This window comes from Mesorhizobium kowhaii (assembly GCF_042431665.1).
Lineage (GTDB): Bacteria > Pseudomonadota > Alphaproteobacteria > Rhizobiales > Rhizobiaceae > Mesorhizobium > Mesorhizobium kowhaii.
On record NZ_JBHLYT010000052.1, the window covers coordinates 1 to 23,990 of the forward strand.

Here is a 23,990-nt window from a genome sequence, read left to right on the forward strand (position 1 = left end):
GGCGACAGGAATGGCTTCAGCACCAAAATCCTACGCCACATCAATCGCTTAAGCTACATCCGCCAGCCTCTCAGACGGGTCGTCGTGCATAAGACGGGCTAGCACTACGCGCCCGGTCGGCTGGCCGTTGTTAAAACGGCGGATCGCGTCATTGCCATATGCCTCGTGGAGGAGATCAAATGTGGCGTTGAAAGTCTCTGCGGCTTGCTGTGTTTCGGCGGTAGCTGCCAGATCGACTATACTTTTGTCGATGAAATCCTCAACGTCCAACTTTCCATCGAACTGAATATATGTGTGCACAAAGAAACGGGACACATACTCCATATCCCTCTGCTTTTCGAGCTGATCTGGACTAGCTGAAAGCACCGTTAAAAATGACTGTCTCTGAGAACATTCCTTCATAAACTGATAATAGGCAGGGCTTACCATAATGACGATAACGTTTCTCAGTTCTTGAGCGTTGGCTTGCGTTCCGCCTGCATTTAGCCGCTGGAATAGGTCATACTTCGTCTCATTGGAGCTAGGTCGTTTTAAGATCTCAACGCTGAGGCGACTACGTCGGACAGCCAATTGAAGCGGGCCGGGCAAGGGGATTTGTTCATCAACGGGAACATCTTGGATTTCTGGAGACTTGTCCCAAACAACTTTGTCGAGCGATGGAAGATACTTTGTTGCGACCAGTGAGCTAGGTATCTCACTCTGGCCTGTTGTCGGGTTCTTTAACACGCCCATAAATTCAAGCAATGTGGAGATACGTTGCAGGCCATCAATAAGTTCCCATTTCGTGTCGTCTTTTTCGAATACAAAAATGGACGGAAGAGGAATTCCAAGCAAAAGAGATTCAATTAGCTTTGATTTCTGGCCAATCTCCCAGCGGAACAAGCGTTGGAAATCAGGATTTATAATCAACTCACCATCTCTATACATATTTATAATCTCACCAACAGACATCTGATAGGCGTCCGTCTTTACGAGGCGCTTAGCATCCTCAATCTCTTTCTCAAGCATTCCAACCTCCGAGTGTCGCTAGTGCATGAATAGCAGTTGATTTATACTTGAGCGACTGGCAAAGCCAATATTTGGCTCACTCCATCCGGATATTTCGAGGCGTAGCCAACCCTCGCCTACGCCTTGCGCTCCCAGCGGCGGTCTGATGTCTGCTGCCAGTAGGTGACGGCATGGCCGGCGTCCTTCATCGTCTTCCAGTGCCCCCGGGCCGCCTCGACCTGGGCGGCATCGTGGCCGTCGAACAGGAACACGGCACGCTCGTAGCCGCCAAGTTCGGGCGGCATGGCGCCATCGACCAGGAAGCGGATCCTTGCCTCGTTGGGATTGCCGTCGCCGGTGGTCAACAGGATCGGCTGTTCACCGGGATAGGCCTCACGGTCGGTTGCATGGGCGAGGAACGAATCGTCGCGAAAAGTCCAAAGATGCTGGTCGAGCGCATCGCGGCGCTCCTCGGTGCCGGTCTGCACCACGGCGCGCCAGCCACGGTCGATGCTGCGCTCCAGGAGGCCGGGCAGCGCATCCTCGAGCGTCGATTCGGTCAGATGGTAGAACAGGACGTCGGCCATCGCGTCAGCCTATACCGGATGAACCCGCTCACTGCTCATAATTGTCTCGCACCAGCCGGTCGAGCAGCCTGACGCCGAAACCGGAACCCCAGGACTGGTTGATCTCGTTCGACGGCGAGCCGATCGCCGTGCCGGCAATGTCGAGATGCGCCCATGGCGTCTCCTTGACGAAACGCTGCAGGAATTGCGCGGCGATGATGGCACCGCCATAGCGGCCGCCAATGTTCTTCATGTCGGCGTTCTTGGAATCGATCAGCTTGTCGTATTCGGCGCCGAGCGGCATGCGCCACAGCCGCTCCTGCGTCGCCTGCCCCGCCGCCGTCAGCCTTTCGGCCAGTTCGTCATTGTTGGAAAACATGCCGGCATAGTGCTGGCCGAGCGCCACCATGACGGCGCCGGTCAGCGTCGCCAGGTTGACCATGAATTTCGGCTGGAAGCGGTCATTGCAGTACCACAGCGCGTCGGCCAGCACGAGGCGGCCTTCGGCGTCGGTGTTGAGCACCTCGATGGTCTGGCCCGACATCGAAATGACGATGTCGCCGGGGCGCTGGGCATGGCCGTCGACAGCGTTTTCGACCAGGCCGATGACGCCGACGACATTGGCCTTCGCCTTGCGCGCGGCCAGCGCATGCATCAGGCCGGTGACGGCGGCGGCGCCACCCATGTCGCCCTTCATGTCCTCCATGCCGGAGGCCGGCTTCATCGAATTGCCGCCGGTGTCGAACGTGACGCCCTTGCCGACGAACGCAACCGGGCTGTCCTTTGGCTTGCCGCCGTTCCACTGCATGATCGCCATGCGGGCGCCGCGCGGCGAGCCTTGCGCGACACCGAGCAGCGAGCCCATGCCGAGCTTCTTCATCTCCCTCTCGGCCAGGATCTCGACCTTGACGCCGAGCGCCTCGAGTTCCTTGGCGCGGGCGGCGAACTCAACCGGCCCAAGCACGTTTGCCGGTTCGTTGACGAGGTCGCGCGCCAGAAGCACGCCGTCGATCACCGCCTCGACCTCAGCGAAGGCCTTTCTCGCAGCGGCCGGAGCGGCGGTTTGGATGGTGACCTTGACCGGCTTTTTCGGCTCGGCCTCGTCCTTGTCCTTCCTGGTCTTGTACTTGTCGAAGGAATAGCTGCGCAGAATAATGCCCGCCGCGAGGCTTGCCGCGTCCTTGCCGCTTGGCGAGGCGCCGACCATTTCGAGCACCACGGCCACGTCGTTCGCCTTGCGCAGCGACGCGGCAATGGTGCCGCCAAGCTTCAACCACGCATATTCGTCGAGCCCCGACACCTTGCCGGCGCCGATCGCCACCAGCCTGTCGAGCGACGTTCCTTCCGGCGCCAGAACTTCGACGGAGCTGGCGAACTTGCCGGTGAACTCGGCGACCGGAAAGGCCCGCTCCAATGTCTTGCCCGGATCGCAAGCCCTGGCGGCATCGCTCAGGCCGCCCTCATCCGCCGACAGCACGAAGACCGTGCCAGTCTTGGGTGCGGAAAATTTGGCGAAGGCGATCGACGGTCTTTGGCTCATCATGTCCTGCTTTCGGAAAATGCGTAGCTTTTGGGGAAGTGGTTCGAAGCGATGCGCGACATTTGGTCGTTTTCCTGCATTTGGCAAGACTTTGCCAAATTCGCACCCCATATGACCAACGGAATCGATGGTGATTCTTCGCGGCGCGGCCCCGCTTTTTGCCGCAACCTGTTGTTAACCATCGATGTTTGCCCTTTCTTATCCATTGCCGCCGACACTCCGACCCGCCGGGGGCGCGTGATGTGGGACGGGAACCGGATCGACCATCCATGGAGCCAGTTGTGCAGGCGCCGCCGGACAGCTACCTTGTGCGGTGGCATGATGCCGTTCGAGAAGATCGAGAAAAGCCTTCATGAAGGTCATTGAACGCTACATCATGCGCCGCGCTTTCGTGGTCTTCATGGCGGCGCTGGTGTGGACGCTGGCCATCGTCTGGACGACGCAGGTGCTGGCCAAGATCGATCTGGTCACCGACAGCGGCCAGTCGTCGCTGACCTTCTTCGAGGTCGCCGCTCTCATCCTTCCCTCCATCATCCCGATCGTCGTGCCCTTTGCGGTGGTGGTGGCGGTCGCACAGACACTCAGCGTGATGAATTCAGATTCCGAGCTCGCCGTCGTCAACGCCGCGGGCGCCTCGCGCTGGACGATCGTGCGGCCGATCATGCTTCTGGCACTCGCCGCCAGCGTCTTTTCCTTTGCCGTCGACAACGGCATCGACCCTTATGCACGGCAGAAAAACCGGGCCCTGGTGGCGGCGTCGCACGCGGATCTGTTGTCGCTGATCATCCAGGAAGGCACCTTCCGCAAGATCGAGGATGGGCTGTTCCTGCAGATCGGCGAGCGGCTTCCCGACAATCGGCTGGGCGGCATCTTCGTCGCCGATTCGCGCGAAGAAGGGGTCAACCTGGTCTACTACGCCAAGACGGGCAACATCATCGAACGCGGCGGCGAAAAGGTGCTGATGATGAATGACGGCGTCATCCATCGCAAAACGCTGACCGGCGACCTGTCGGTCATCCGGTTCACATCCTATGCCTTCGACATGTCGGCCTTCATGGCGGCGGCTTCGGAGGTGAACCTGCTGCCGAAGGACCAGACGACCCAGTACCTGCTCAATCCAAACCTCAACGACAAGAACTACCAACAAATTCCCCTTGAATACCGGGCCGAGCTCAACCAGCGGTTTTCGGAATGGACCTATTCCATCGTCTTCGCGCTGATCGCGCTCGCGGTCGCGGGGGACGCTCGCTCGCACCGCGAGGCGCGCGTCAATCCGCTGATCACGGCGATTTCGATATCGCTGTTCGTGCGTTGGCTGGGCTTCTTTGCCGCCAGCAAGGCCGATGAGATCCCGCAATACGCCTATATGGTCTATGGCGTGCCCATTGTGGCTTCGGCGGTGGCGATCTGGTTCATCGTCTCCAACCGGACCATGGAACTGCCGATAGCTTGGGCGGACTGGATGACGAACTTCGCCACTCGCATCGGTGACAGCTGGAACGCGCTGAAGCTGCGTCTGTCCGGGCGCGGCACTTCTGGGCAAGGGGTCAGCTGATGGGCTGGACGCTGGGCCGCTATTTCTTCTTCCGCTACGTGACGATCACCATCTGGTTCTTCATCGGCCTCCTGGCGCTGGTGTTCCTGATCGATTTCACCGAGCTTTCCGGCCGCACCACCGGCCTGCCTGGCTTCACCTACGGGACGGCAGTGGCCATTTCCGGACTGCGGATGCCGATGATCATGCTGCAGACGGTGCCGTTTGTCGGCCTCTTCTCGGCGATGGCGACACTGGTGTCGCTCAACCGGCGCTACGAGCTGGTCATCGCGCGTTCCGCCGGCGTTTCCGCCTGGCAATTCCTGTTGCCGTGCTGCATCGGAGCGTTGCTGTTCGGCGTCCTGTCGGTTGGCGTCATCAATCCACTCGCCGCGCACGCCTTTTCCTGGTCCGAGCAGATCGAAACCCAGCTGCGCTCCGGCAAATCGAACACGGTTTCGGCCGATGCCGCACCCTGGATCCGGCAGAAAACCAGTTCCGGGGACACCATCATTGGCGCGCGCGCGATCCTCAACCAGGGCCTCGAGATGGCCGATGTCGTCTTCTTCATTCTCGACCCGCAAGGCAACATCGTCGAGCGCAAGGACGCCGCGCGCGCCTTCCTGCGCGACGGCTATTGGGAATTGCAGGACGTCAAGACGTTCCAGAACGGCACGATCCAGGCATCGGCGAGCGATCGCGTGCCGACCAATCTGAAGCCCGAATTCGTGCAGGAGCGGCTGGCGCGCCCCGAAACCATCCCTTTCTATGACCTGCCCGGAAAAATCGAGGTTGCCCGCTCGTTCGGCCTCAAGGCAAATGCCTTTGCCATGCAGTTTGATTCGCTCGTGGCGTTGCCGTTCCTTCTCGTCGCCATGACGCTGATTGCGGCAACGGTTTCAATGCGATTTGCTAGGATGGGACAGTCAGCGACGATGATTCTGGGTGGCATCGTCGCCGGCTTTCTGCTTTATGTCGTTTCGGTGCTGGTGAAGGCATTCGGCGTGGCGGGGTTCGTGCCGACTGTCGTAGCCGCCTGGGTACCGGTCGTGGTGGCTATGTTCTTCGGGGTGACTTTCCTGCTATACAAGGAAGACGGCTAGTGAGGGAGGCGTTTTTGCCCAGCAACAGGCAGGCCGGTTTGGCGCGCCTCTATGCGGCCAGCGCCTTGGCGTGCCTGCTTGCCTGCGCCGTGCCGATGCCCGCGCTTGCGCAGGACGTCAGCGACATGGCGGCCACAGTTCCGTCCGGCTCGCAGATGCTGCTGGCTGCCGATACGCTGGTCTACAACAACGACAACCAGACGGTGACTGCCGTCGGTGGCGTGCAGATCGACTACGGTGGCAATCGCCTTGTCGCCCAGCGGGTCGAATACAACCGCAATACCAAGCGGATGGTCGCGAGCGGCAATGTCGAGGTCATCAACAGCGATGGCACCAAGATCAATTCGGAACATATCGACATCACCGATGATTTTGCCGACGGCTTCGTCAACGCGTTGCGCGTCGAAACCATCGACAAGGCCTATTTCGCAGCCGAAAGCGCCGAGCGCATGGGCGGCGTGCTGACCACGTTCCACAATGGCGTCTACACCGCCTGCGAACCGTGCGAGGACAAGCCCGACAAGGCGCCGACCTGGCGCGTCAAGGCCAGGAAAATCATCTGGAACGGCGAGAAGAAGACGGTTCGCTTCGAGAACGCGAATTTCGAGTTCTTCGGCTTCCCGCTTGCCTATCTGCCCGCGTTTGAGATCGCCGACCCGACAGTGAAACGCAAGAGCGGCTTCCTGATCCCCAGCATCGTCTACAAGAGCGACCTCGGCGTCGGCGTAAAGGTTCCCTATTATTTTGCATTGTCACCGACCTACGACCTGACCGTCACCGGCACCGGCTACACCAAGCAGGGCTTCCTCGGTGAGGCCGAGTGGCGCCAGCGCTTCAACAATGGCCAGTACAGTTTGAAGATCGCCGGGATTCAGCAGCGGGATCCTGATGCCTTCCTCGACACGGCTGGATTCCCAGCCACCTCTGGCCACAACATCAATTCGGGTGGAGTTGGAGATCCGAACAAATTCCGCGGCATGATGGGCACCCAGGGCCAGTTCGCCATCAATCCGCGCTGGAATTTCGGCTGGGATGTGCTGCTGCAGACCGACAAGAACTTCTCGAATACCTACAGCATCGACAAGTACAGCAGCAGCGTCCACCAGTCGTCGGTCTACCTGACGGGTCTCAACGGCCGCAACTATTTCGACCTGCGCGCCATGCACTTCGAGGTGCAGGAAGATACGCCCAACAGCAATATCTCCGCACGCAGCAACCAGCAGCCCTGGGTGCTGCCGACGCTCGACTATGCCTATATTCCCGACGTATCGGTGGCTGGGGGCCAGTTGTCGCTCAATGTCAACGCACGCGTCATCCACCGCGACGATCTCGACCAGGCCTTTTCGACCCCATACAACTCGCTCACTCCAACTCAGCGTGTTCGCGGCATCGAAGGCGAATCCGGGCGCCTCACCGCCGAGGCCGAGTGGAAGCGGACCTTCGTCACCGATGGCGGGCTGGTGCTGACGCCGTTGCTCGCGCTGCAGGGCGACGCCGACTATGTCAACGCGTCATCGGCCTCGCTTGCCGCCATCAACGAGATGGCGCTGAACCCTGAGATAAATGCCCGCGACGACATGCGCTCGTCGTTTGCCCGTTACATGGCAACTGCCGGGCTCGAAATGCGCTGGCCAGTGCTGTTTTCGGGTGCCAATTCGAGCCATGTGTTCGAGCCGATGGCACAGGTCTTCATGCGCCCGAACGAGCAGTATGTCGGCGGGCTCGCCGTTCCCAACGAAGACGCCCAAAGCATGGTCTTCGACGCGACCACGTTGTTCGAACGCGACAAGTTCTCCGGCTATGACCGGGTGGAAGGCGGTTCGCGCGCCAATGTCGGCCTGCGCTATTCCGGCTCCTACGGCAATGGCTGGGGCACCAATGCCATTTTCGGCCAATCCTACCAGATTGGCGGCGAGAATTCCTTCGCCGCGCCGGATCTGGTCAATGTCGGCGCCTATTCGGGCCTCGACACCACCAAGTCGGACTATGTCGGCCTGTTTGGTGTCAACAGCCCCAATGGCTTCGCTGCCTCGGTTAGCGGCCGTTTCGACGAACAGAGCTTTGAAATGCGCCGTGGCGAGCTAAAGGCCGCCTACACCGGCCTGCCGGTATCGCTGACCGCCAAATACGCCTTCATCCAGGCACAGCCGCTTTACGGTTTCACGACCGACCGCCACGAGGTCACGCTTGGCGCGTCGACTCATCTCGCCGAAAACTGGCGCGTCTTCGGAACCGGAACCTACGATTTGCAGGAAAGCCTGCTGGTCAGCGACGGCGTCGGCTTCGCTTACAACGATTCCTGCTTCACCTATCTGATGTCGTACTCGCAGTCGCGCGACCTGAACACCAGGGAGGTGACGCAGAGCATCGGCTTCAACCTGTCGTTCCGCACCCTCGGCGATTTCGGCTCGTCGAGCAATGCCCTCGGCACGATCCAGTAACAGTCGGCGACATCGTTTCGCCGCATAGGGCTGGCAGGGATTTTGCGCACCCGGAACGCATAGAATTGGGCGGAACCGGGATAGAATTGGGATGCCAACGATGAGGAAATACCTCTTTTCAGCAGGGTTCGCGCTGCTTTTGGCGGTGACATCCGTGTCGGTCACCGTGATGACGCCGCCAGCTTTCGCCAGCGAGATCAAATACGTCGTCAACGACGTTCCGGTCACCTCCGGCGACATCGCGCATCGCGCCGCCTTTCTGAAGCTGCAGCGCAAGAAGGGCGACGCCGCCCAGGAAATGATCGACCAGACGCTGCGCATGGCCGAGGCCAAGCGGCTTGGTATCCGCATCAGCGACGCGCAGGTCGAGGCCGCCTACCAGCGCTTTGCCTCGAGCAACAAGATGCAGCTCAGCCAGCTCGACGGCGTCATGGAGAAGTCAGGCGTCAGCAAGGGCCACTTCAAGGAATTCATCCGCGCCCAAATGGCCTGGAACCAGGCCTTGAGCGCGCGTTACCGTTCCGGTGATGGCACCGGCGCCGTCAGCGAACAGGACCTCGTCAGGAAGATGCTCGAAAAAGGCGGCGCCAAGCCGAGCGCCACCGAGTACATGCTGCAGCAGATCATCTTCGTGGTGCCGGCCGCCGAGCGCAGCGCGACGCTGGCCAAGCGCAAGCGTGAGGCCGACGCCATGCGTGCCCGCTTCAACGGCTGCAGCACGACGCATGAATTCGCCAAGGGCCTGATCGACGTCACCGTTCGTGATTTGGGCCGGGTGCTGGCGCCGCAACTGCCGGCGGACTGGGCCGAGCAGATCAAGGCAACCAAAGTCGGTGGCGCTACCGTCACGCGCGAGACCGAGCGCGGCGTCGAATTCATCGGCATCTGCTCGTCGCGCGAAGTGTCCGACGACAAGGTTGCCCAGATGGTGTTCCAGAACGAAGGCTCCGGTGGCGACAAGAACGCCGACGAGCTCAGCAAGAAATATGTCGACGAGTTGAAGGCGAAAGCCCGCATCGTCAAGCGCTGACGTGGGCAGCACAGTGATTGCGCTCGCCCTGAGCGCCGGCGATCCGTCCGGCATCGGGCCGGAGATTGCCATCGCCGCCTTCATGGCGCGCGAGGCTGCCGCCTTGCCTCCCTTCTATCTGCTCGCCGATCCGGCGCTGATCGCTTCCCGGGCGCGCCTCGTCGGCATTTCGCTGCCGATCGTTGAAACGACGCCGGCGCAAGCGGCGCAGGTGTTTGCCCGCGCCCTGCCGATCGTTCCGCTGGCCGCTCGCTGCATCGACAGCCCCGGCCGGCCGGACCCGGCCAATGCGGCCGCCACCATCGAAGCCATCGACCGCGCCGTCGCCGACTGCCTTGCCGGCGAAGCCTCGGCCGTCGTCACGTGCCCAATCGCCAAGAAACCGCTCTACGATGCCGGCTTTCACTTTCCCGGCCACACCGAATATCTGGCGCATCTGGCGGCCCAACACAGCGGCGTGGAGGCGATGCCGGTGATGATGCTGGCCGGCCCCGACCTGCGCACCGTCCCCGTCACCATCCACATCGCGCTGGCTGCGGTGCCCAAGGCGCTGACCACCGAATTGATCGTCGCGACCGCGCGCATCACCGCCGCCGATCTCATCGCCCGCTTCGGCATCGCCAGGCCACGGCTGGCCATTGCCGGGCTCAATCCGCATGCGGGTGAAGGCGGTGCCATGGGCCTCGAGGACGAGCGGATCGTGCGCCCGGCGGTCGACATCCTGCGTGCCGAAGGCATCGACGCTTTCGGCCCCCTGCCCGCCGACACGTTGTTCCACGCCCGGGCACGGGCCGGCTACGACGCAGCACTGTGCATGTATCATGACCAGGCGCTGATCCCGGCCAAGGCGCTGGCCTTCGACGAAGCGGTCAATGTCACGCTCGGCCTGCCCTTCATCCGCACCTCGCCCGACCACGGCACCGCCTTCGACATCGCCGGCAAAGGCGTGGCGCGGCCCGACAGCCTGATGGCGGCGCTGAAGCTTGCCAAGCGATTGGCCGACAGCGGCGCAAGGGCCGCGGCCGCATGAGCGCTTCCTGCCCGAGCCTGCGCGCATGAGCATCGACGGGCTGCCGCCGCTGCGCGAGGTGATCGAGCGTCATGGGCTGCAGGCAAAGAAGGCGCTCGGCCAGAATTTCCTGTTCGACCTCAACCTCACCGGCAAGATCGCCCGCACCGCCGGCGACTTGTCCGATGCGACCGTGATCGAGGTCGGTCCCGGCCCCGGCGGGCTGACCCGCGCATTGCTTGCCAACGGGGCGCGTCATGTCATTGCCATCGAGCGCGACGAACGCTGCCTGGCTGCCCTTGCCGAAGTGTCCGATCATTATCCCGGCCGGCTGGAGATTGTATCCGGCGATGCGCTGAAGACGGATTTCGCAGCACTTGCCAGTGGGGGAGCAGGCGGCCCGGTAAAGATCATCGCCAACCTGCCCTACAATATCGGCACAGAGCTGCTGGTGCGCTGGTTGACGGTCAGCGAATGGCCGCCCTTCTATGCATCGATGACGCTGATGTTCCAGCGCGAAGTGGCTCAGCGCATCGTCGCCACACCCGGCAGCGATGCCTATGGCAGGCTTGGTGTGCTGGCCGGCTGGCGTACGCAGGCCAGGATCGCCTTCGACGTGCCGCCCCAGGCGTTCACGCCGCCGCCCAAGGTCACCTCTTCAGTGGTGCACCTGGAGCCGCGGGCGACACCCCTGCCCACTGACGTGAAAAAACTCGGCCGCGTCACCGAAGCCGCCTTCGGCCAACGCCGCAAGATGCTGAGGCAGAGCGTGAAAAGCCTCGGCGGCGAAGCCTTGCTCGAACGCGCCGGCATCGATCCGACACGCCGCGCCGAAACACTCAGCGTCGAGGAATTCGTACGCCTGACCAACACGGTGTAGCTTTCTTCTCCCCGTTTACGGAAGAAGATGCCGGCAGGCAGAACCTTGAAATGCTGCTCCCGCCCCTCATCCGGCCCTTCGGGCCACCTTCTCCCGTGAACGGGGAGAAGGAAGAAGCATCAGCTCGTCTTCTCGTCCAACAGTCCAGAGACGAAATCGAACAGGCCCGGCCGACGATCGCGTCTTAGCCGCTCCGCGACGACGATGCCGCGCACTTCGGCGAAGGCGCGGTCGAGGTCGTCATTGATGATGACGAAATCATATTCCTTCCAGTGCTCGATCTCGTTGCGGGCGTTTTTCAGCCGCGTCTCGATCACCGCCTCCTGGTCTTCTGCGCGACGCTTCAGCCGCGCCTTCAATTCCTTCATCGACGGCGGCAGGATGAAGATCGAGACAATGTCGGCGCGCATCTTCTCCTTGAGCTGCTGTGCGCCTTGCCAGTCGATGTCGAACAGCATGTCGCGCCCTTGAGCCAGCGCCAGTTCGGCCGGCTCGCGCGGTGTCGCGTAGCAATTGCCGTGCACTTCGGCCCATTCCAGCAGCGCATCGGAATCGCGCAGCCGCTCGAAATCGCGCATCGTCCGGAAATGATAGTGAACACCCTCGATCTCGCTGCCGCGGCGCGGTCTGGTGGTGACCGAGACCGACAGTTCGAGGCTGGAATCGCTTTCCAGAAGGTTGCGCGCGATCGTCGACTTGCCGGCGCCGGATGGCGACGACAGGACGAGCATCAGGCCCCGGCGGCGAATGCGGGACCCTAAATCCTTGGCAACCATTGGCTACTCCAGATTCTGGATCTGTTCACGAAACTGGTCGACCACGGCCTTCAGCTCCAGCCCGATCGCTGTGACCGTAGCGGCGTTCGACTTCGAGCACAGCGTATTCGATTCGCGGTTAAATTCCTGTGCCAGAAAATCGAGCTTGCGGCCGACCGCGCCGCCGCTCTCAAGCAGCGCCCGACCAGATGCGACATGCGTTTTCAGGCGGTCGATCTCTTCGCGAATATCGGCTTTGGTTGCCAGGAAAGCCGCCTCCATATGCAGCCGGCTTGCGTCCAGGTTGGCGGAAGCGTCCATCAGCAGCCTGACCTGCTCGGCGAGGCGTTCGCGGATCGCCGCTGTCTCGCGCGATGGATCCGCCTCGGCTCGCAGCGTCAGCGCCTCGATTGCGTCGATATGGCCCGCCAGCAGCAGAGCCAGTGCGGCACCTTCGCCCTGCCGCGCCTGTTCCAGTCCTTTGAGGGCCACCTCGAGCGCGGCCGTGATCGCGATGTCGAGCGCGGCGCGCACCTCTTCGGTTTCGACCGTTTCGGGAATATCGAGCACGCCGCGCAGCGAAAGCAATCCGTCTGATGTCGCGGGGGCAACACCGAACTGCTCCTGCAACCGCTTGGCGAGCCCCGCCAGATCCTTCAGAAAAACTTCGTTGACGACTGGCTGCGCCTGCGCGCCGGCGGCTCGGCCAATGGTCAGCGTCGCCTGGAAATTACCGCGCGCAAAACGCTTCTGAAGCGTCTGCCTGACGGCCGGTTCCAGCCGCTCGAAGCCTTGCGGCAATCGCAGCCGCACCTCGACGCTCTTGCCGTTGACGGACTTGACCTCCCAGGCGATCGCGGTGCCTTCATGCTCGGCGACGGCACGTGCAAAACCGGTCATGCTCTGCAAATTCATATCGCCCACAAGTCCCTGGCACATCACTCCGAAACCGGTTTTCCGGAGAAGAGCACGTGCGGCTTAAAAATGACTGCGCCGCAGGCGCATCGAAATCAGACGCGCGGCGCTCTTTCCAATGTCAGGACGCGGCCTTATGGGCAACGCCTTTCTTCGTCCTACTGGGCAGCGCCCGCATCACCGCCGCCGCTGTCGTCGCCAACGTCATCCGGCTTGTCGGCATTGCTGTCGCCAGTGCCGGTGGTATTAGCTGCCTTGGCGGCGTCATCGGCCTGCTTCTTCTGCAGCGCGCGATAGCGGGCGACGTTCTCATTGTGCTCTTCCAGCGTCGCGGCAAAGACATGCCCGCCAGTACCATCGGCGACGAAGTAGAGATCGTCGGTCTTCGACGGATTGGCCACTGCCTCCAGTGCTGCTCGACCCGGATTGGCGATTGGCGTCGGCGGCAGGCCGTTGATCACATAGGTGTTGTAGGCCGTCTGCTTCTGGATGTCCGACTGGTAGATCGGCCGGTCCGCCGGCTTGCCCTTGCCGCCGAACAGACCGTAGATGATGGTTGGGTCGGATTGCAGGCGCATGCCCTTGGCCAGCCGGTTCAGGAAGACGGCGGCAACGCGTGAACGCTCGTCACCCTTGCCCGTTTCCTTCTCGACGATCGAGGCCAGCGTGACGAACTCTTCGACATTGGCCAGCGGCAGGTCCGGCGCGCGCCGCTGCCAGACATCCTCGACCAGCTTCTTCTGATCCGCCAGCAGCTTGTCGACCATCTGCTGGCGCGTCGCACCGCGCGTGAAGCGCAGCGTGTCGGTGGCAAGGCTGCCCTCGGGGGGAGTGGTCGCCGGCATATCGCCGCTCAAGGCAGGCTCGTCGGCGATGCGCTGCAGCGCCTGCTCGACCGTCAGCCCTTCCGGAACGGTCAGCGAATACATCACCGACTTGCCACTCTTCAAAAGCTCCATGATATCGCGCATGGAAGCCCTGGGCTTGATCTCGTACTCACCGGCCTTCAGCGCCGAATCATTGCCGAAGGCGCGCACGCCAAGGCGGAAAACCCGGGCGTCGCTGATCAGTCCGCGTCGTTCGAGCTGTTCGGCAATATCCTGGACGCCGGTGTTCGGCTTGACCAGGAAGGTGTCGCCATTGGCCGAGGGGCCAGCTTCGGTGAATTCCTGCTTGCCAAAATACAGCGCGACGCCCGCCGCCAGAACCATCAGCATCACCAAAGAGATGACGAAGTTCATGAACACGACGACCTGGCTGCGCGACGCACGCGAGCGCTTCGGCGGCGGCGTGCCGGCCTCCGGCCGCAAGGCCTCGCTCGCTGTCTTCGGCACGATCGGACCCGATGCCGGACGCTGTCCTAATTCCCCGTTGCCCGCCGGATTTGTGTTCATTTTGCCCTGCCGTTTGATCGCTCAACGAATCCCCTGCGGCAGAGTAGGGGCGAATATGGCAAAATTGACGACATGCCGAAGCGTCGCCCGGCAGTTGGACGGTCAGCCATTGTAGCGCTGGAAGACGAGCGAAGCGTTGGTGCCGCCAAAGCCGAAGGAATTGGACAGCGCAACGTCGATCTGGCGGGCGCGCGGCTTGTGGGGCACAAGGTCGATCGCGGTCTCGCGCTCCGGGTTGTCGAGGTTGATGGTCGCCGGCGCGACATTGTCTCTGATAGCGAGGATCGAAAAGATCGCTTCGGCGGCACCCGCCGCCCCCAGCAGATGGCCGATCGACGACTTGGTCGACGACATCGAAATCTTCGATGCGGCATTGCCGACAAGCCGCTCGACGGCGCCGAGCTCGATCGTGTCGGCCATGGTCGAGGTGCCGTGCGCGTTGATGTAGTCGACATCGGCAGGCGTCAGCTTGGCCCGGTTCAACGCCGCCGTCATGCAGCGGAAGGCGCCGTCGCCGTCTTCGGCGGGCGCGGTGATGTGATAGGCATCACCGGTGAGGCCGTAACCGGTCACCTCTGCGTAAATCTTGGCGCCGCGCGCCTTGGCATGTTCGAGCTCTTCAAGCACGACGACGCCGGCGCCCTCGCCCATGACGAAGCCGTCGCGGTCGCGATCATAGGGGCGCGATGCTGTTTGCGGCGCATCGTTGCGATCGGTCGACAGCGCCCGGCATGCGGCAAAGCCGGCGATCGACAGTCGCGTCACCGGCGCTTCGGCGCCACCGGCGACCATCACGTCGGCATCGCCCCACATGATCAACCGGGCAGCGTCGCCAATGGCGTGCGCACCGGTCGAACAGGCCGTGACGACAGCGTGGTTCGGGCCTTTCAGCCCGTGCCGGATCGAGACCTGTCCGGAGACGAGATTGATGATCTGGCCGGGGATGAAGAAAGGGCTGATGCGGCGTGGACCGCGTTCCTTGAGGATCATCGCGTTCTCGGCGATGCCTTCGATGCCGCCGATACCGGAGCCGATCAGCACGCCGGTGGCGCACTGCTCGGTATGGGTCTTGGGTTCCCAGCCGGAATCCTTCAGCGCCTCGTCGGCGGCGGCAATCCCGTACAGGATGAAGTCGCCGATCTTGCGCAATTCCTTCGGCTCGAGCACGGCCTCGGGATTGAAGGTGGCATTGCTGCCGTCACCACGCGGAATGACGTGGGCGATCTTGCAGGCAAGATCCTCCACCTCGAACTCGGTGATACGTTTGGCAGCGCTGCGGCCGGTCAGAAGTTCCTTCCAGCTGTGCTCGAAGCCCATGCCGAACGGCGACAGCAACCCAAGGCCCGTGACGACGACACGCCTCATCGCAGGTTCTCCCCGGTGATGACTGCGGAAAGCGTCAGGCCGATGCCTTGTCGATGTACTTGACCGCATCGCCGACGGTCAGGATGGTCTCGGCCGCATCGTCGGGAATCTCGACGCCGAATTCTTCTTCGAACGCCATCACGAGTTCGACCGTGTCGAGGCTGTCGGCGCCCAGATCATCGATGAAGCTCGCCTGCTCCGTCACTTTGTCGGCATCGACGCCAAGGTGCTCGATGACGATCTTCTTGACGCGCTCTGCGGTGTCACTCATTTGGGGCATCCTCGTCTTTTGTTTGTCTGTCTTCGTTAGCGGGCAGAATGCCGCTAATCAAGCTGAAAGATGGTCCTGCCGGAAACGCAACGGCTACGGACCGGTTTTTGCCCGAACCGCCGGGTTGCGGGCCGCATTACACGAAAAATAGCTGAGGTCCAAGCCGAAATGGTCTCTTTTCACAAGCCGGCAACAACTCCGCTGGACCTCGTTCAGATCATCGCCATGCCGCCATTCACATGGATGGTCTGGCCGGTGACGTAGCCGGCTTCGTTGGAGGCGAGATAGGCGACGGCGGATGCGACTTCAGCGCTGGTGCCCATGCGGCGCGTCGGGATCGCCGCCATGATCGCCTCCTTCTGCTTGTCGTTGAGCTTGCCGGTCATCGCCGATTCGATGAAGCCCGGGGCGACGCAGTTGACGGTGATGTTGCGGGTGGCAATCTCCTGCGCCAGCGATTTGGAAAAGCCGATCATGCCGGCCTTGGAGGCGCAGTAGTTGGTCTGGCCGGGATTGCCGGTGACGCCGACCACCGAGGTGATGTTGATGATGCGGCCGTGGCGGCGGCGCATCATCGGGTGGGTGAGTTCGCGGGTCAGCCTGAACACAGCGGTCAGGTTGACCTCGAGCACGGTGTCCCAGTCGGCGTCGGACATGCGCACGAACAGCCCGTCCTTTGTGATGCCGGCATTGTTTACCAGGATGTCGACACCTTCGAGATCGGCCTCCGCCTTCTGGCCGAGCGCCTTGACCTCGTCGCGGTTCGACAGGTTGGCCGGGAACAACTTGACCCGGTCGCCAAGTTCGGCGGCCAGCGTCTCCAGTTTCTCGACGCGGGTGCCATGCAAGCCGACGATGGCGCCTTGCGCATGCAGCACCCTGGCGATCGCCTCGCCAATGCCCCCCGATGCGCCGGTGACGAGTGCCTTGCGGCCAGTCAATTCGAACATTTTTGTCTCCTGATTGAGAAGAGAACACCCTTCGCACGGGTGGGGTCAAATGGCATTCGATTAAGCAAGCGTCGCCAATGCCGCCTCGACATCAGCCGCGGAGCCGACCGACGCGGTGGCGATGTCGCGGTTGATGCGCCGCGCCAGGCCTGAAAGCACCTTTCCGGCGCCGATCTCGTAAAGCGTGGTGATGCCGTTTGCGCCGAACCATTCCACTGTCTCGCGCCAGCGCACGCGGGCAATCACCTGCTCGACCAGACGTCGCGCGATCTCGTCGGGGTCATTGGTCGGGGTGACGGTGACGTTGGAGACGATGGGAACCACCGGCGCGGCCTTCGCCACGCTGGCCAGGGCCTCGCGCATGATCTCGGCCGCCGGCGTCATCAGTGCGGAGTGGAAAGGCGCCGAAACCTGCAGCATGAGCGCCCGCTTGGCGCCCTTTTCCGTGCAAAGCCTCGCCGCCAGTTCCACTGCGGCTTTTGCGCCGGAAATGACCAGCTGGCCGCCGCCATTGTCGTTCGCCACTTGGCAGACAGAGCCCTTGCCAGCCCCTTGGGCAGCCTCGGCGCAGGCGGCTTCGACATCCGCCTGTTCCAGCCCGATGATCGCCGCCATGGCGCCCTCGCCGGCCGGCACCGCCGCCTGCATGGCATTGCCCCGGATGCGCAGCAGCCGGGCGGCATCGGCAACCGAAACGAAGCCGGCAGCCGCGAGCGCCGAATACTCGCCCAGCGAATGGCCGGCGACATAGGCGACCTTGTCCTTCAGCGCAAAGCCGCGCGATTCCAGCGCCCTGATCGCGGCCAGCGACACCGCCATTAGCGCCGGCTGCGCATTGGCGGTCAGCGTCAACGTCTCCTCCGGTCCTTCCCAGATCAGCTTCGACAGGTTTTCGCCAAGCGCATCGTCAACCTCCTGGAAGATCCTGCGCGCCTCGGGAAAGGCATCGGCGAGATCCTTGCCCATGCCGACAGCCTGGCTGCCTTGTCCAGGAAAGGTGAATGCAACGGCCATGCGAGGGCTCCCAAGGGCTGGTTTTGCTTGCCTGATAGTCGAGTTTTTCTTGCCTGTGACGCAAGGCAGGCCGCCAAGTCAAGCCCAGTTTGACCGTGCCCGGCGGCACCATCTCCGGCCGAGTGCCTGTTCCGAAAAGCTTTTTGGCGATCACTCCTGATGAAAACCGCTCACGAATCGTTTGCTGGCTCTTCTTATTTCCGCCACAGGCGCTAGCTTTGCGTGACAATTCTATGACAATCGAGTGACGTGTTTGTCGCTGGGTGGGAAGTTAAAGTGGCAAAGAGTTCGAAACGCGCCGGCAAGCCCGCGCCACAGTTCTTGGAAGACGATCCGTCCACCGGCTATCTGCCGGGCAGGAGATGGCCGGTTGTGCGCTATGGGCTGATCAGCCTGGCAATCGCGGCGGTCCTGGTGTTTGCCATCGAATTGATCGTGCGCGGCGACTTTGCCGGCACGGTTTCCTTCTTCCTGCAGCCGCTCAAGCCGGGCTGGACCACCATCGTCGTGTTTGCGCTGATCCTGATCGGCCTCGATGCCGTGCTCGGCCGCAGCCACCAGAGCCTGATGATCGTCGCGCCGCTGACGCTTTCCCTTGCCTTCGTCGGCCACCAGAAGTCGCATTATCTCGGCGATCCGCTCTATCCCACCGATTTCCTCTATGCCCGCCAGATCTTCGCGCTGCTGCCGCTCTTGGTGCGCGACCGGCCGATGACCGCGCTCGCCATGGTCGTGGGCATCGTCGGCGGCCTGTCGTTGCTCGTCTATGGCTGGCGGCTGTGGCGCCGCAAGGTTCCGGCGCTCAGCCGCAAGGGCCGCCTTGCCCGGCTGACGCTGGCGGTGCCGCTGCTCGCCTTCTTCGTTTCGATCATGGACTACGCCACCTTCTCCTGGACCAGGGACCGGCTGCAGATCATCCCGATCATGTGGGACCAGAAGGAAAACTATGCCTCCAACGGCTTTGCCCTGGCCTTCGCCCTCAACGTGCCGATGGCGCATGTCTCGGCGCCGCCCGGCTATTCCGACAAGGCAATCGCGGCGATCGACAGGACCGATGTGACCGCCTCGGTGCCGGCCGAGAAGCCCGACATCATCATCGTCATGAGCGAATCCTTCTGGGATCCGACCAAGCTGCCCGGCGTCACCATCACGCCCGACCCGATCCCCAACGTGCGGGCGCTGCGCTCGGGCTCGATGTTCTCGCCCGAATTCGGCGGCATGACCGCCAACATCGAGTTCGAGGCGCTGACCGGCTTTTCCAACGCCTTCCTGCCGGCGGGCAGCATCCCCTATCAGCAATATGTGCGCACGCCGACGCCTTCGCTCGCAACCTTCCTGAAGAGCCAGGGCTATCGGGCGCGCGCCATCCATCCTGGCACCAACTGGTTTTGGAACCGTGGCGCGGTCTATGCTGATTTCGGCTTCAACGATTTCAAATCCGAAGAGACGTTGCCGCCCTTGCAAAAGCGCGGGCCGCTGGCATCCGACGCTGCGATGACCGACGAGATCATCAGCGAGGCCGACGCCAGCGATGAACCGGTGTTTTTCTTTGCGGTCAGCCTGCAAAACCACGGCCCCTACGAGCCGAACCGCTATTACAATCCGACACACACGGTGCAGGCACCGATCAGCCAGTGGGCGCGCGAATCGCTGCTCAGCTACGCCGAGGGCTCAGCCGACGCCGATCGCGGCCTTGAACGCCTTGTCGAATGGGCGAAGAAACGCTCCCGTCCCACCGTGATCGCCTTCTTCGGCGACCATCTGCCGCCGCTGGGGCCGGTCTATGTCGAAACCGGCTTCATGAAAGACAATGTCGCGCCGCGCAAGGAACCGACGCCGGAAGCCGCACTTGACCATCACCAGACGCCGCTGATCATCTGGTCGAACCACTCCGGTCCGGTCGAGAACCTGGGCGCGGTGAGCCCGGCTTTCCTGCCCTATCATATCCTTACCACCGCCGGCATCACCCACCCTTACTACACCGGCTTCCTGGGTGAGATGCGCGAACGCTACCGCGTCGTCGACCGCAACCTGTTGCTGACGCCGACGGGCGAGGCCACATCCGATTGGGCGCGGCAGAAGGAGATCGACCCGGCGATCCGCGATTTCCGCCTGCTGCAGTACGACATGATGTTCGGCAAACGCCTCGCGGCGCCGGACTTCTTCCCCGAAACGGTCGACAAGGTTGTCGCCCATACAAGTTGAGCCGATCGATCTCGTGAGGATCAGGCCCGGCGCCCTCGGGTCACGCGTTCAATTCGTCAATTGCAGCTTCGAAAACTTGTTGGCGATCTGCTGGAACACGTCCGGCAGTTTGGTTGGATCGTTGACGGCATAATAGCCGCTCGGATCCGAAGCGCAGGCGCTGTAAAGCGCGCGGTTGGCGGCTGTGTCGGATTGCAGCACCATGGTGTAGATTTGTACGCCCTCGTTCTTCAATTGCGTGCAAACGCTTTTGGTCCAGCCGTCGACATTGCGCGCCGCGGCCGTCTGGTCGTCCGATCCGAAACGGCCACCTGACAGATAGCCATAGGATGTGTAGTCGGACTTCGTCGGCTGTTCGCTGGCGCCGTAGACGACGTTCTCGCCGTCCGTGAGCAACAGCACGATCTTGCTGATCCCAGGCGTCTTCCACGGCGCTGCATCGGTGTAGGGCGCGGCGGGCGACAGCACCCGCATGCCCCACGACAGGCCCTCGGAGACATTGGTGCCCGAACCGTTCCACTCGGTCATCTCGCTTGCCGCCTTGCGCAGCTTGTCGAAATCGTCGGTCAGGGGAACGACGGGTGTGGGGCAAGCGCGGTTCGGGCCGACGGTGATGGGGGTGCCCGTCTCGGTGATGAGCTCGTTGGCGGGCGCAACATATTTGGCGACCTTTTCCTTGGCAGACTTGCCGGGCGTCACCAAATCGCCGACGAGATCGCTGAGATCGATGCCGAGAAGGTTGCCTTTCTGCTTGGCGAGCTTGGTCTTGTCGTAGCCGTCGTCGAGATAGGAATTGTTGTAGTATCTCGCCGCATTGCCGTAGGAGGCAGACGGCTTCTGGGCAACTTCCGGATCGTCCGGCGCAAAATACGGAACGAACAGCGTGTCGGGCTTGTCCTGGTCGGGTGGGGTGTCGGAAATGTTGTAAGCGCCCGGTCGCGCCTCGACGCAGCCCTTCCATCCGGTGTTGTTCCATCCGGGCTCGGTCCATCCGGTCAGCTTGAGCTGCTTGAAAAGCGCCATATGATTGGGACGCTTGCCGTCGATGACCGGGAAATTGACGCCGTTGGTGGAGGACTTGCCGTCCATGTCGATCCAGGACGGATCGAATTCGTCGCCATCGACATTGACGGCCGTGACGAACGGAACCAGCGAGGCGCGGATCTCGCGCGTCGGCGATTTTGTCGCCTCAAGCGTGTCGAGCAATGATTTGGTCGCCGTCCTCAACGCCGTCATGCGCGCGCCGGCCATGGAGCCGGTGTTGTCCAGCACCAGCACGACTTCGAGTTGGTTGTTCGATTCGGCGGCGGAGGCATCGACCTCGATGTGCTTGTCCTTGCCGAACAGGAAGGCGAAGTTGAGATTGACGTCGGCTGAGGCAACCGCCTTTGTCTTGACGAAGTTGATGCCCCTGTCGACGGTCAGCGTCGCCTTCGCATTGCCTAGTTCGCCATGGCCGGCGATGTTGGCCTGGAAATAGCGGTCGAAGGCGTCATTGCGGGTGATGTCGAGATCGCCAAGATGCGAAGAAGCAAGGTTTGCCGCATCGAGGGCATTCTGCAGGTTGCTCTTGGCCCGCATGAGAGTGGAGACATCAGTGGCGAAGGCGATAGCCGTGATGATGGCCGGCAACCCCAGTCCCATCACAAGCGTAAAATTGCCGCTCGTCGAGCGCCAGAACTTGTTGAGAAGCATCCTTACCCCCGGAAATGCTTGCCGCTTTTGTAGGCGGTTTATCCTGGCTTCTCGCCTCCCATGATGAATCGACCGTTGACGGCGGGGTTTCAACTCCACACAACCTGACAGTGTGGTTAAGGCCTGATTGCCAGAACCACAAAGCCCGGCAGTTGTTGCTGCTTGATTTTTCCGTCCCTGCGACACGAGGGAATGCCGCTTGCGCTTGCGTTATGGGCGGATTGCTGTATAGACGCCCCCAATCTGCCGGTCCCAGCTGGGGGCTGAACGGAGGGCCGGAGGTTTTTTCGAAAACCTTCGTGTGAAGCCAGAAGCGCTTCCGCCTCCCGTGTCTCCGCTCTCGACCGTCTCGTCATGCTCCTTTCTTCCCCGTGCCCTTCGAGGGTTTGCGGGTCAGAGAAGTTGCAGAGGCTTTTGCCGCCGGGAACCGGGAGAGAAACGAAGAAAGGCACTGATACACTATGGCTCTCTACGAACATGTGTTTCTTGCCCGGCAGGACCTCTCGCAGCAGCAGGTCGATGCGCTTGTCGAACAGTACAAGGGCGTCATCTCCGCGAATGGCGGGTCCGTCGGCCGGGTCGAGAACTGGGGACTGAAGTCCCTCACCTACCGGGTCAACAAGAACCGGAAGGCTTACTACACGCTGATGGACCTGAATTGCCCGCCGGCCGCGCTCAACGAGATGGAGCGCCAGATGGGCCTGTCCGAAGACGTGCTGCGTTTCCTGACCATCAAGGTCGAGGCGCATGAGGAAGGCCCGTCGGCCATGATGCAGAAGCGCGAAGAGCGCTCGGAACGCGGCGGCTTCGGCGACCGTGACCGTGGCGATCGTGGCCCGCGCTCGTTCGGCGACCGTGATCGCGGCGATCGTGGCGATCGTCCGCCGCGCTCGTTCGGCGACGCCGGTGCCGATCGTGGTCCGCGCCGTCCGCGCGAAGGCTTTGAAGGGGGTGCAGAATAATGGTCGACATCAACCAGATCCCGACCCGGCGCCCGTTCCATCGCCGCCGCAAGACCTGCCCGTTCTCCGGCGCCAACGCGCCCAAGATCGACTACAAGGACGTGCGTCTCCTGCAGCGCTACATTTCCGAGCGCGGCAAGATCGTGCCGTCGCGCATCACCGCCGTCAGCCAGAAGAAGCAGCGCGAACTCGCCAAGGCGATCAAGCGCGCCCGCTTCCTCGGCCTGCTGCCTTACGTGGTTCGCTAAGGCCTTTTAATTAACCATGATCTTTTCCAACTTTTCGGGATCATGGTCTAGGCAGCGGGCGGCTTGCCGCCCGCTTTTTACCGGCCGTGACGGGCGCGACCGGGTCGACGACAAAATCCCGAGTTGGATTTCGAAAAGAGATCCTAACTGCCTGAACAGGCAGGACAGCGACACCGGCGCCAAGGCGCGCCCCAAGCTTCCTGACCTGTTCCCAAGACATTCGGCGTCGATCCCAATGACTGGCGCCCAACCGAAGGAACAAAACCATGGAAGTCATTCTTCTCGAACGCGTTTCCCGCCTCGGCCAGATGGGCGATACCGTCAAGGTCAAGGACGGCTTTGCTCGTAACTTCCTGCTGCCGCAGGGCAAGGCGCTGCGCGCCAACGAAGCCAACAAGAAGAAGTTCGAAGGCCAGCGCGCCCAGCTCGAAGCCCGCAACCTCGAGCGCAAGTCGGAAGCCACCGAGGTCGCCGAAAAGCTCGACGGCAAGAGCTTCATCGCCGTGCGTTCGGCTGGCGAAACCGGCCAGCTCTACGGCTCGGTGTCGACCCGTGACATCGCGGATCTGTTGACGGCGGAAGGTTTCACGGTCAACCGCAACCAGATCCTGCTCAACCAGCCGATCAAGACCATCGGCCTCACCAATGTGGCGATCGCGCTGCATCCGGAAGTCGAGGTCACGATCACGCTCAACATCGCCCGTACGGCCGACGAGGCCGAACGCCAGGCCAAGGGCGAGACGCTGACCACCGCCGAAGCCATCTACGGCGACGACATCAACGACAATGCCCGGCCGGAAAACTTCTTCGACCCGAACACCGAGTTCGAAGGCGGCGAAGACAACGCCTGACGATTTGAGTTGCCGGTGCGCCCCGCCGGGGCGTGCCGCATTTTAGCTTCCCAGTCGGCGTCAGCCATACTGGACCAATGCCCGGGTCTCTCGCCCGGGCATTTTTGTGCCAAATGGAACTTTTCGAACCCCTATATATTGATGCAGACTATAGCGTCGCGCGCCCTTTGGACGCGCAAAGGACGCTGTAGAGCTTTGGTTTGGCGCATGATCGCTTTCCGAAAATCGATTTTCGGGGTGATGCGCCGAGACAGCCTGTCTGGCCGAGAGGGGAT

General features: G+C 62.1%; 22 protein-coding genes. 11 read left to right on the forward strand and 11 right to left on the reverse strand.

Translation table 11 applies throughout. The annotated features are described in order from the left end of the window. Positions 1-48 precede the first annotated feature (48 nt). From ACFFNA_RS26385 to ACFFNA_RS26395, 3 genes are all read right to left on the reverse strand, one after another. Positions 49-1,008, reverse strand: a complete 960-nt coding sequence (locus ACFFNA_RS26385) for a DUF262 domain-containing protein (protein WP_378922827.1) — start codon at positions 1,006-1,008, stop codon at positions 49-51. 116 nt (positions 1,009-1,124) lie between these two features. After that, complete coding sequence (locus ACFFNA_RS26390) at positions 1,125-1,574, reverse strand: DNA polymerase III subunit chi (RefSeq protein ID WP_378922829.1); 450 nt, start codon at positions 1,572-1,574, stop codon at positions 1,125-1,127. A gap of 28 nt (positions 1,575-1,602) precedes the next feature. After that, positions 1,603-3,093: a leucyl aminopeptidase gene (locus ACFFNA_RS26395; RefSeq protein WP_378922831.1), complete on the reverse strand. Its 1,491-nt coding sequence runs from the start codon at positions 3,091-3,093 to the stop codon at positions 1,603-1,605. Positions 3,094-3,144: 51 nt separating this feature from the next. Here ACFFNA_RS26395 and ACFFNA_RS26400 point away from each other — a divergent pair, with 51 nt between their 5' ends. From ACFFNA_RS26400 to rsmA, 7 genes are all read left to right on the forward strand, one after another. Next, positions 3,145-3,459 carry a hypothetical protein gene (locus ACFFNA_RS26400; RefSeq protein WP_378922833.1) on the forward strand — a complete coding sequence of 105 codons (315 nt, stop codon included), beginning with the start codon at positions 3,145-3,147 and terminating at the stop codon, positions 3,457-3,459. Next, positions 3,446-4,648, forward strand: a complete 1,203-nt coding sequence (gene lptF, locus ACFFNA_RS26405; RefSeq protein ID WP_111549248.1) for an LPS export ABC transporter permease LptF — start codon at positions 3,446-3,448, stop codon at positions 4,646-4,648. Before ACFFNA_RS26400 ends, lptF begins: the two co-directional genes overlap by 14 nt. After that, the gene (lptG, locus tag ACFFNA_RS26410) at positions 4,645-5,730 is read left to right on the forward strand and encodes an LPS export ABC transporter permease LptG (protein ID WP_208647201.1); all 1,086 of its coding nucleotides are present in this window, start codon (positions 4,645-4,647) and stop codon (positions 5,728-5,730) included. The genes lptF and lptG overlap by 4 nt, the downstream gene beginning before the upstream one ends. Further along, complete coding sequence (locus tag ACFFNA_RS26415; RefSeq protein ID WP_167458841.1) at positions 5,730-8,171, forward strand: LPS-assembly protein LptD; 2,442 nt, start codon at positions 5,730-5,732, stop codon at positions 8,169-8,171. Before lptG ends, ACFFNA_RS26415 begins: the two co-directional genes overlap by 1 nt. A gap of 91 nt (positions 8,172-8,262) precedes the next feature. Next, positions 8,263-9,201, forward strand: coding sequence for a peptidylprolyl isomerase (locus tag ACFFNA_RS26420; protein WP_167458840.1), 939 nt, complete (start codon positions 8,263-8,265; stop codon positions 9,199-9,201). Between the two features lie 13 nt (positions 9,202-9,214). Next, a complete protein-coding gene (gene pdxA, locus ACFFNA_RS26425; protein WP_378922836.1) occupies positions 9,215-10,231 on the forward strand; it encodes a 4-hydroxythreonine-4-phosphate dehydrogenase PdxA in 1,017 nt (338 codons plus the stop codon). Between the two features lie 25 nt (positions 10,232-10,256). Beyond that, on the forward strand, positions 10,257-11,090 hold the full coding sequence (rsmA, locus tag ACFFNA_RS26430) for a 16S rRNA (adenine(1518)-N(6)/adenine(1519)-N(6))-dimethyltransferase RsmA (RefSeq protein ID WP_111549244.1): 834 nt from the start codon (positions 10,257-10,259) through the stop codon (positions 11,088-11,090). Positions 11,091-11,209: 119 nt separating this feature from the next. Here rsmA and gmk read toward each other — a convergent pair whose 3' ends face one another. The 7 genes from gmk to fabD all read right to left on the reverse strand — a co-directional run bounded on the left by gmk (position 11,210) and on the right by fabD (position 17,754). Beyond that, the gene (gene gmk, locus ACFFNA_RS26435; protein WP_111549243.1) at positions 11,210-11,866 is read right to left on the reverse strand and encodes a guanylate kinase; all 657 of its coding nucleotides are present in this window, start codon (positions 11,864-11,866) and stop codon (positions 11,210-11,212) included. Positions 11,867-11,869: 3 nt separating this feature from the next. Then, positions 11,870-12,760 (reverse strand): YicC/YloC family endoribonuclease, encoded by an 891-nt coding sequence (locus ACFFNA_RS26440; RefSeq protein ID WP_378922839.1) that lies wholly within the window; start codon positions 12,758-12,760, stop codon positions 11,870-11,872. 158 nt (positions 12,761-12,918) lie between these two features. Beyond that, positions 12,919-14,154 (reverse strand): endolytic transglycosylase MltG, encoded by a 1,236-nt coding sequence (gene mltG, locus ACFFNA_RS26445; protein ID WP_378922841.1) that lies wholly within the window; start codon positions 14,152-14,154, stop codon positions 12,919-12,921. 102 nt (positions 14,155-14,256) lie between these two features. Then, complete coding sequence (gene fabF / locus ACFFNA_RS26450; protein ID WP_378922843.1) at positions 14,257-15,519, reverse strand: beta-ketoacyl-ACP synthase II; 1,263 nt, start codon at positions 15,517-15,519, stop codon at positions 14,257-14,259. A 34-nt stretch (positions 15,520-15,553) separates the two neighbouring features. Further along, the gene (locus tag ACFFNA_RS26455; protein WP_006203723.1) at positions 15,554-15,790 is read right to left on the reverse strand and encodes an acyl carrier protein; all 237 of its coding nucleotides are present in this window, start codon (positions 15,788-15,790) and stop codon (positions 15,554-15,556) included. A gap of 212 nt (positions 15,791-16,002) precedes the next feature. Next, positions 16,003-16,740, reverse strand: a complete 738-nt coding sequence (gene fabG / locus ACFFNA_RS26460; protein WP_111549239.1) for a 3-oxoacyl-[acyl-carrier-protein] reductase — start codon at positions 16,738-16,740, stop codon at positions 16,003-16,005. A gap of 60 nt (positions 16,741-16,800) precedes the next feature. Then, complete coding sequence (gene fabD / locus ACFFNA_RS26465) at positions 16,801-17,754, reverse strand: ACP S-malonyltransferase (protein ID WP_111549238.1); 954 nt, start codon at positions 17,752-17,754, stop codon at positions 16,801-16,803. 276 nt (positions 17,755-18,030) lie between these two features. On the opposite strand from fabD, the gene ACFFNA_RS26470 reads away from it, so the two are divergent. Further along, positions 18,031-19,959, forward strand: coding sequence for an LTA synthase family protein (locus tag ACFFNA_RS26470; protein WP_378922849.1), 1,929 nt, complete (start codon positions 18,031-18,033; stop codon positions 19,957-19,959). Between the two features lie 48 nt (positions 19,960-20,007). Here the strand turns inward: ACFFNA_RS26470 and ACFFNA_RS26475 are convergent, their stop codons facing one another. Next, the gene (locus ACFFNA_RS26475; RefSeq protein WP_378922851.1) at positions 20,008-21,654 is read right to left on the reverse strand and encodes a pilus assembly protein TadG-related protein; all 1,647 of its coding nucleotides are present in this window, start codon (positions 21,652-21,654) and stop codon (positions 20,008-20,010) included. A 461-nt stretch (positions 21,655-22,115) separates the two neighbouring features. On the opposite strand from ACFFNA_RS26475, the gene rpsF reads away from it, so the two are divergent. The 3 genes from rpsF to rplI all read left to right on the forward strand — a co-directional run bounded on the left by rpsF (position 22,116) and on the right by rplI (position 23,715). After that, positions 22,116-22,616 (forward strand): 30S ribosomal protein S6, encoded by a 501-nt coding sequence (gene rpsF, locus ACFFNA_RS26480; RefSeq protein WP_023761609.1) that lies wholly within the window; start codon positions 22,116-22,118, stop codon positions 22,614-22,616. Further along, positions 22,616-22,864: a 30S ribosomal protein S18 gene (gene rpsR, locus ACFFNA_RS26485; RefSeq protein ID WP_006203718.1), complete on the forward strand. Its 249-nt coding sequence runs from the start codon at positions 22,616-22,618 to the stop codon at positions 22,862-22,864. Before rpsF ends, rpsR begins: the two co-directional genes overlap by 1 nt. A gap of 266 nt (positions 22,865-23,130) precedes the next feature. Beyond that, a complete protein-coding gene (gene rplI, locus ACFFNA_RS26490; RefSeq protein WP_378922854.1) occupies positions 23,131-23,715 on the forward strand; it encodes a 50S ribosomal protein L9 in 585 nt (194 codons plus the stop codon). Positions 23,716-23,990 lie beyond the last annotated feature (275 nt).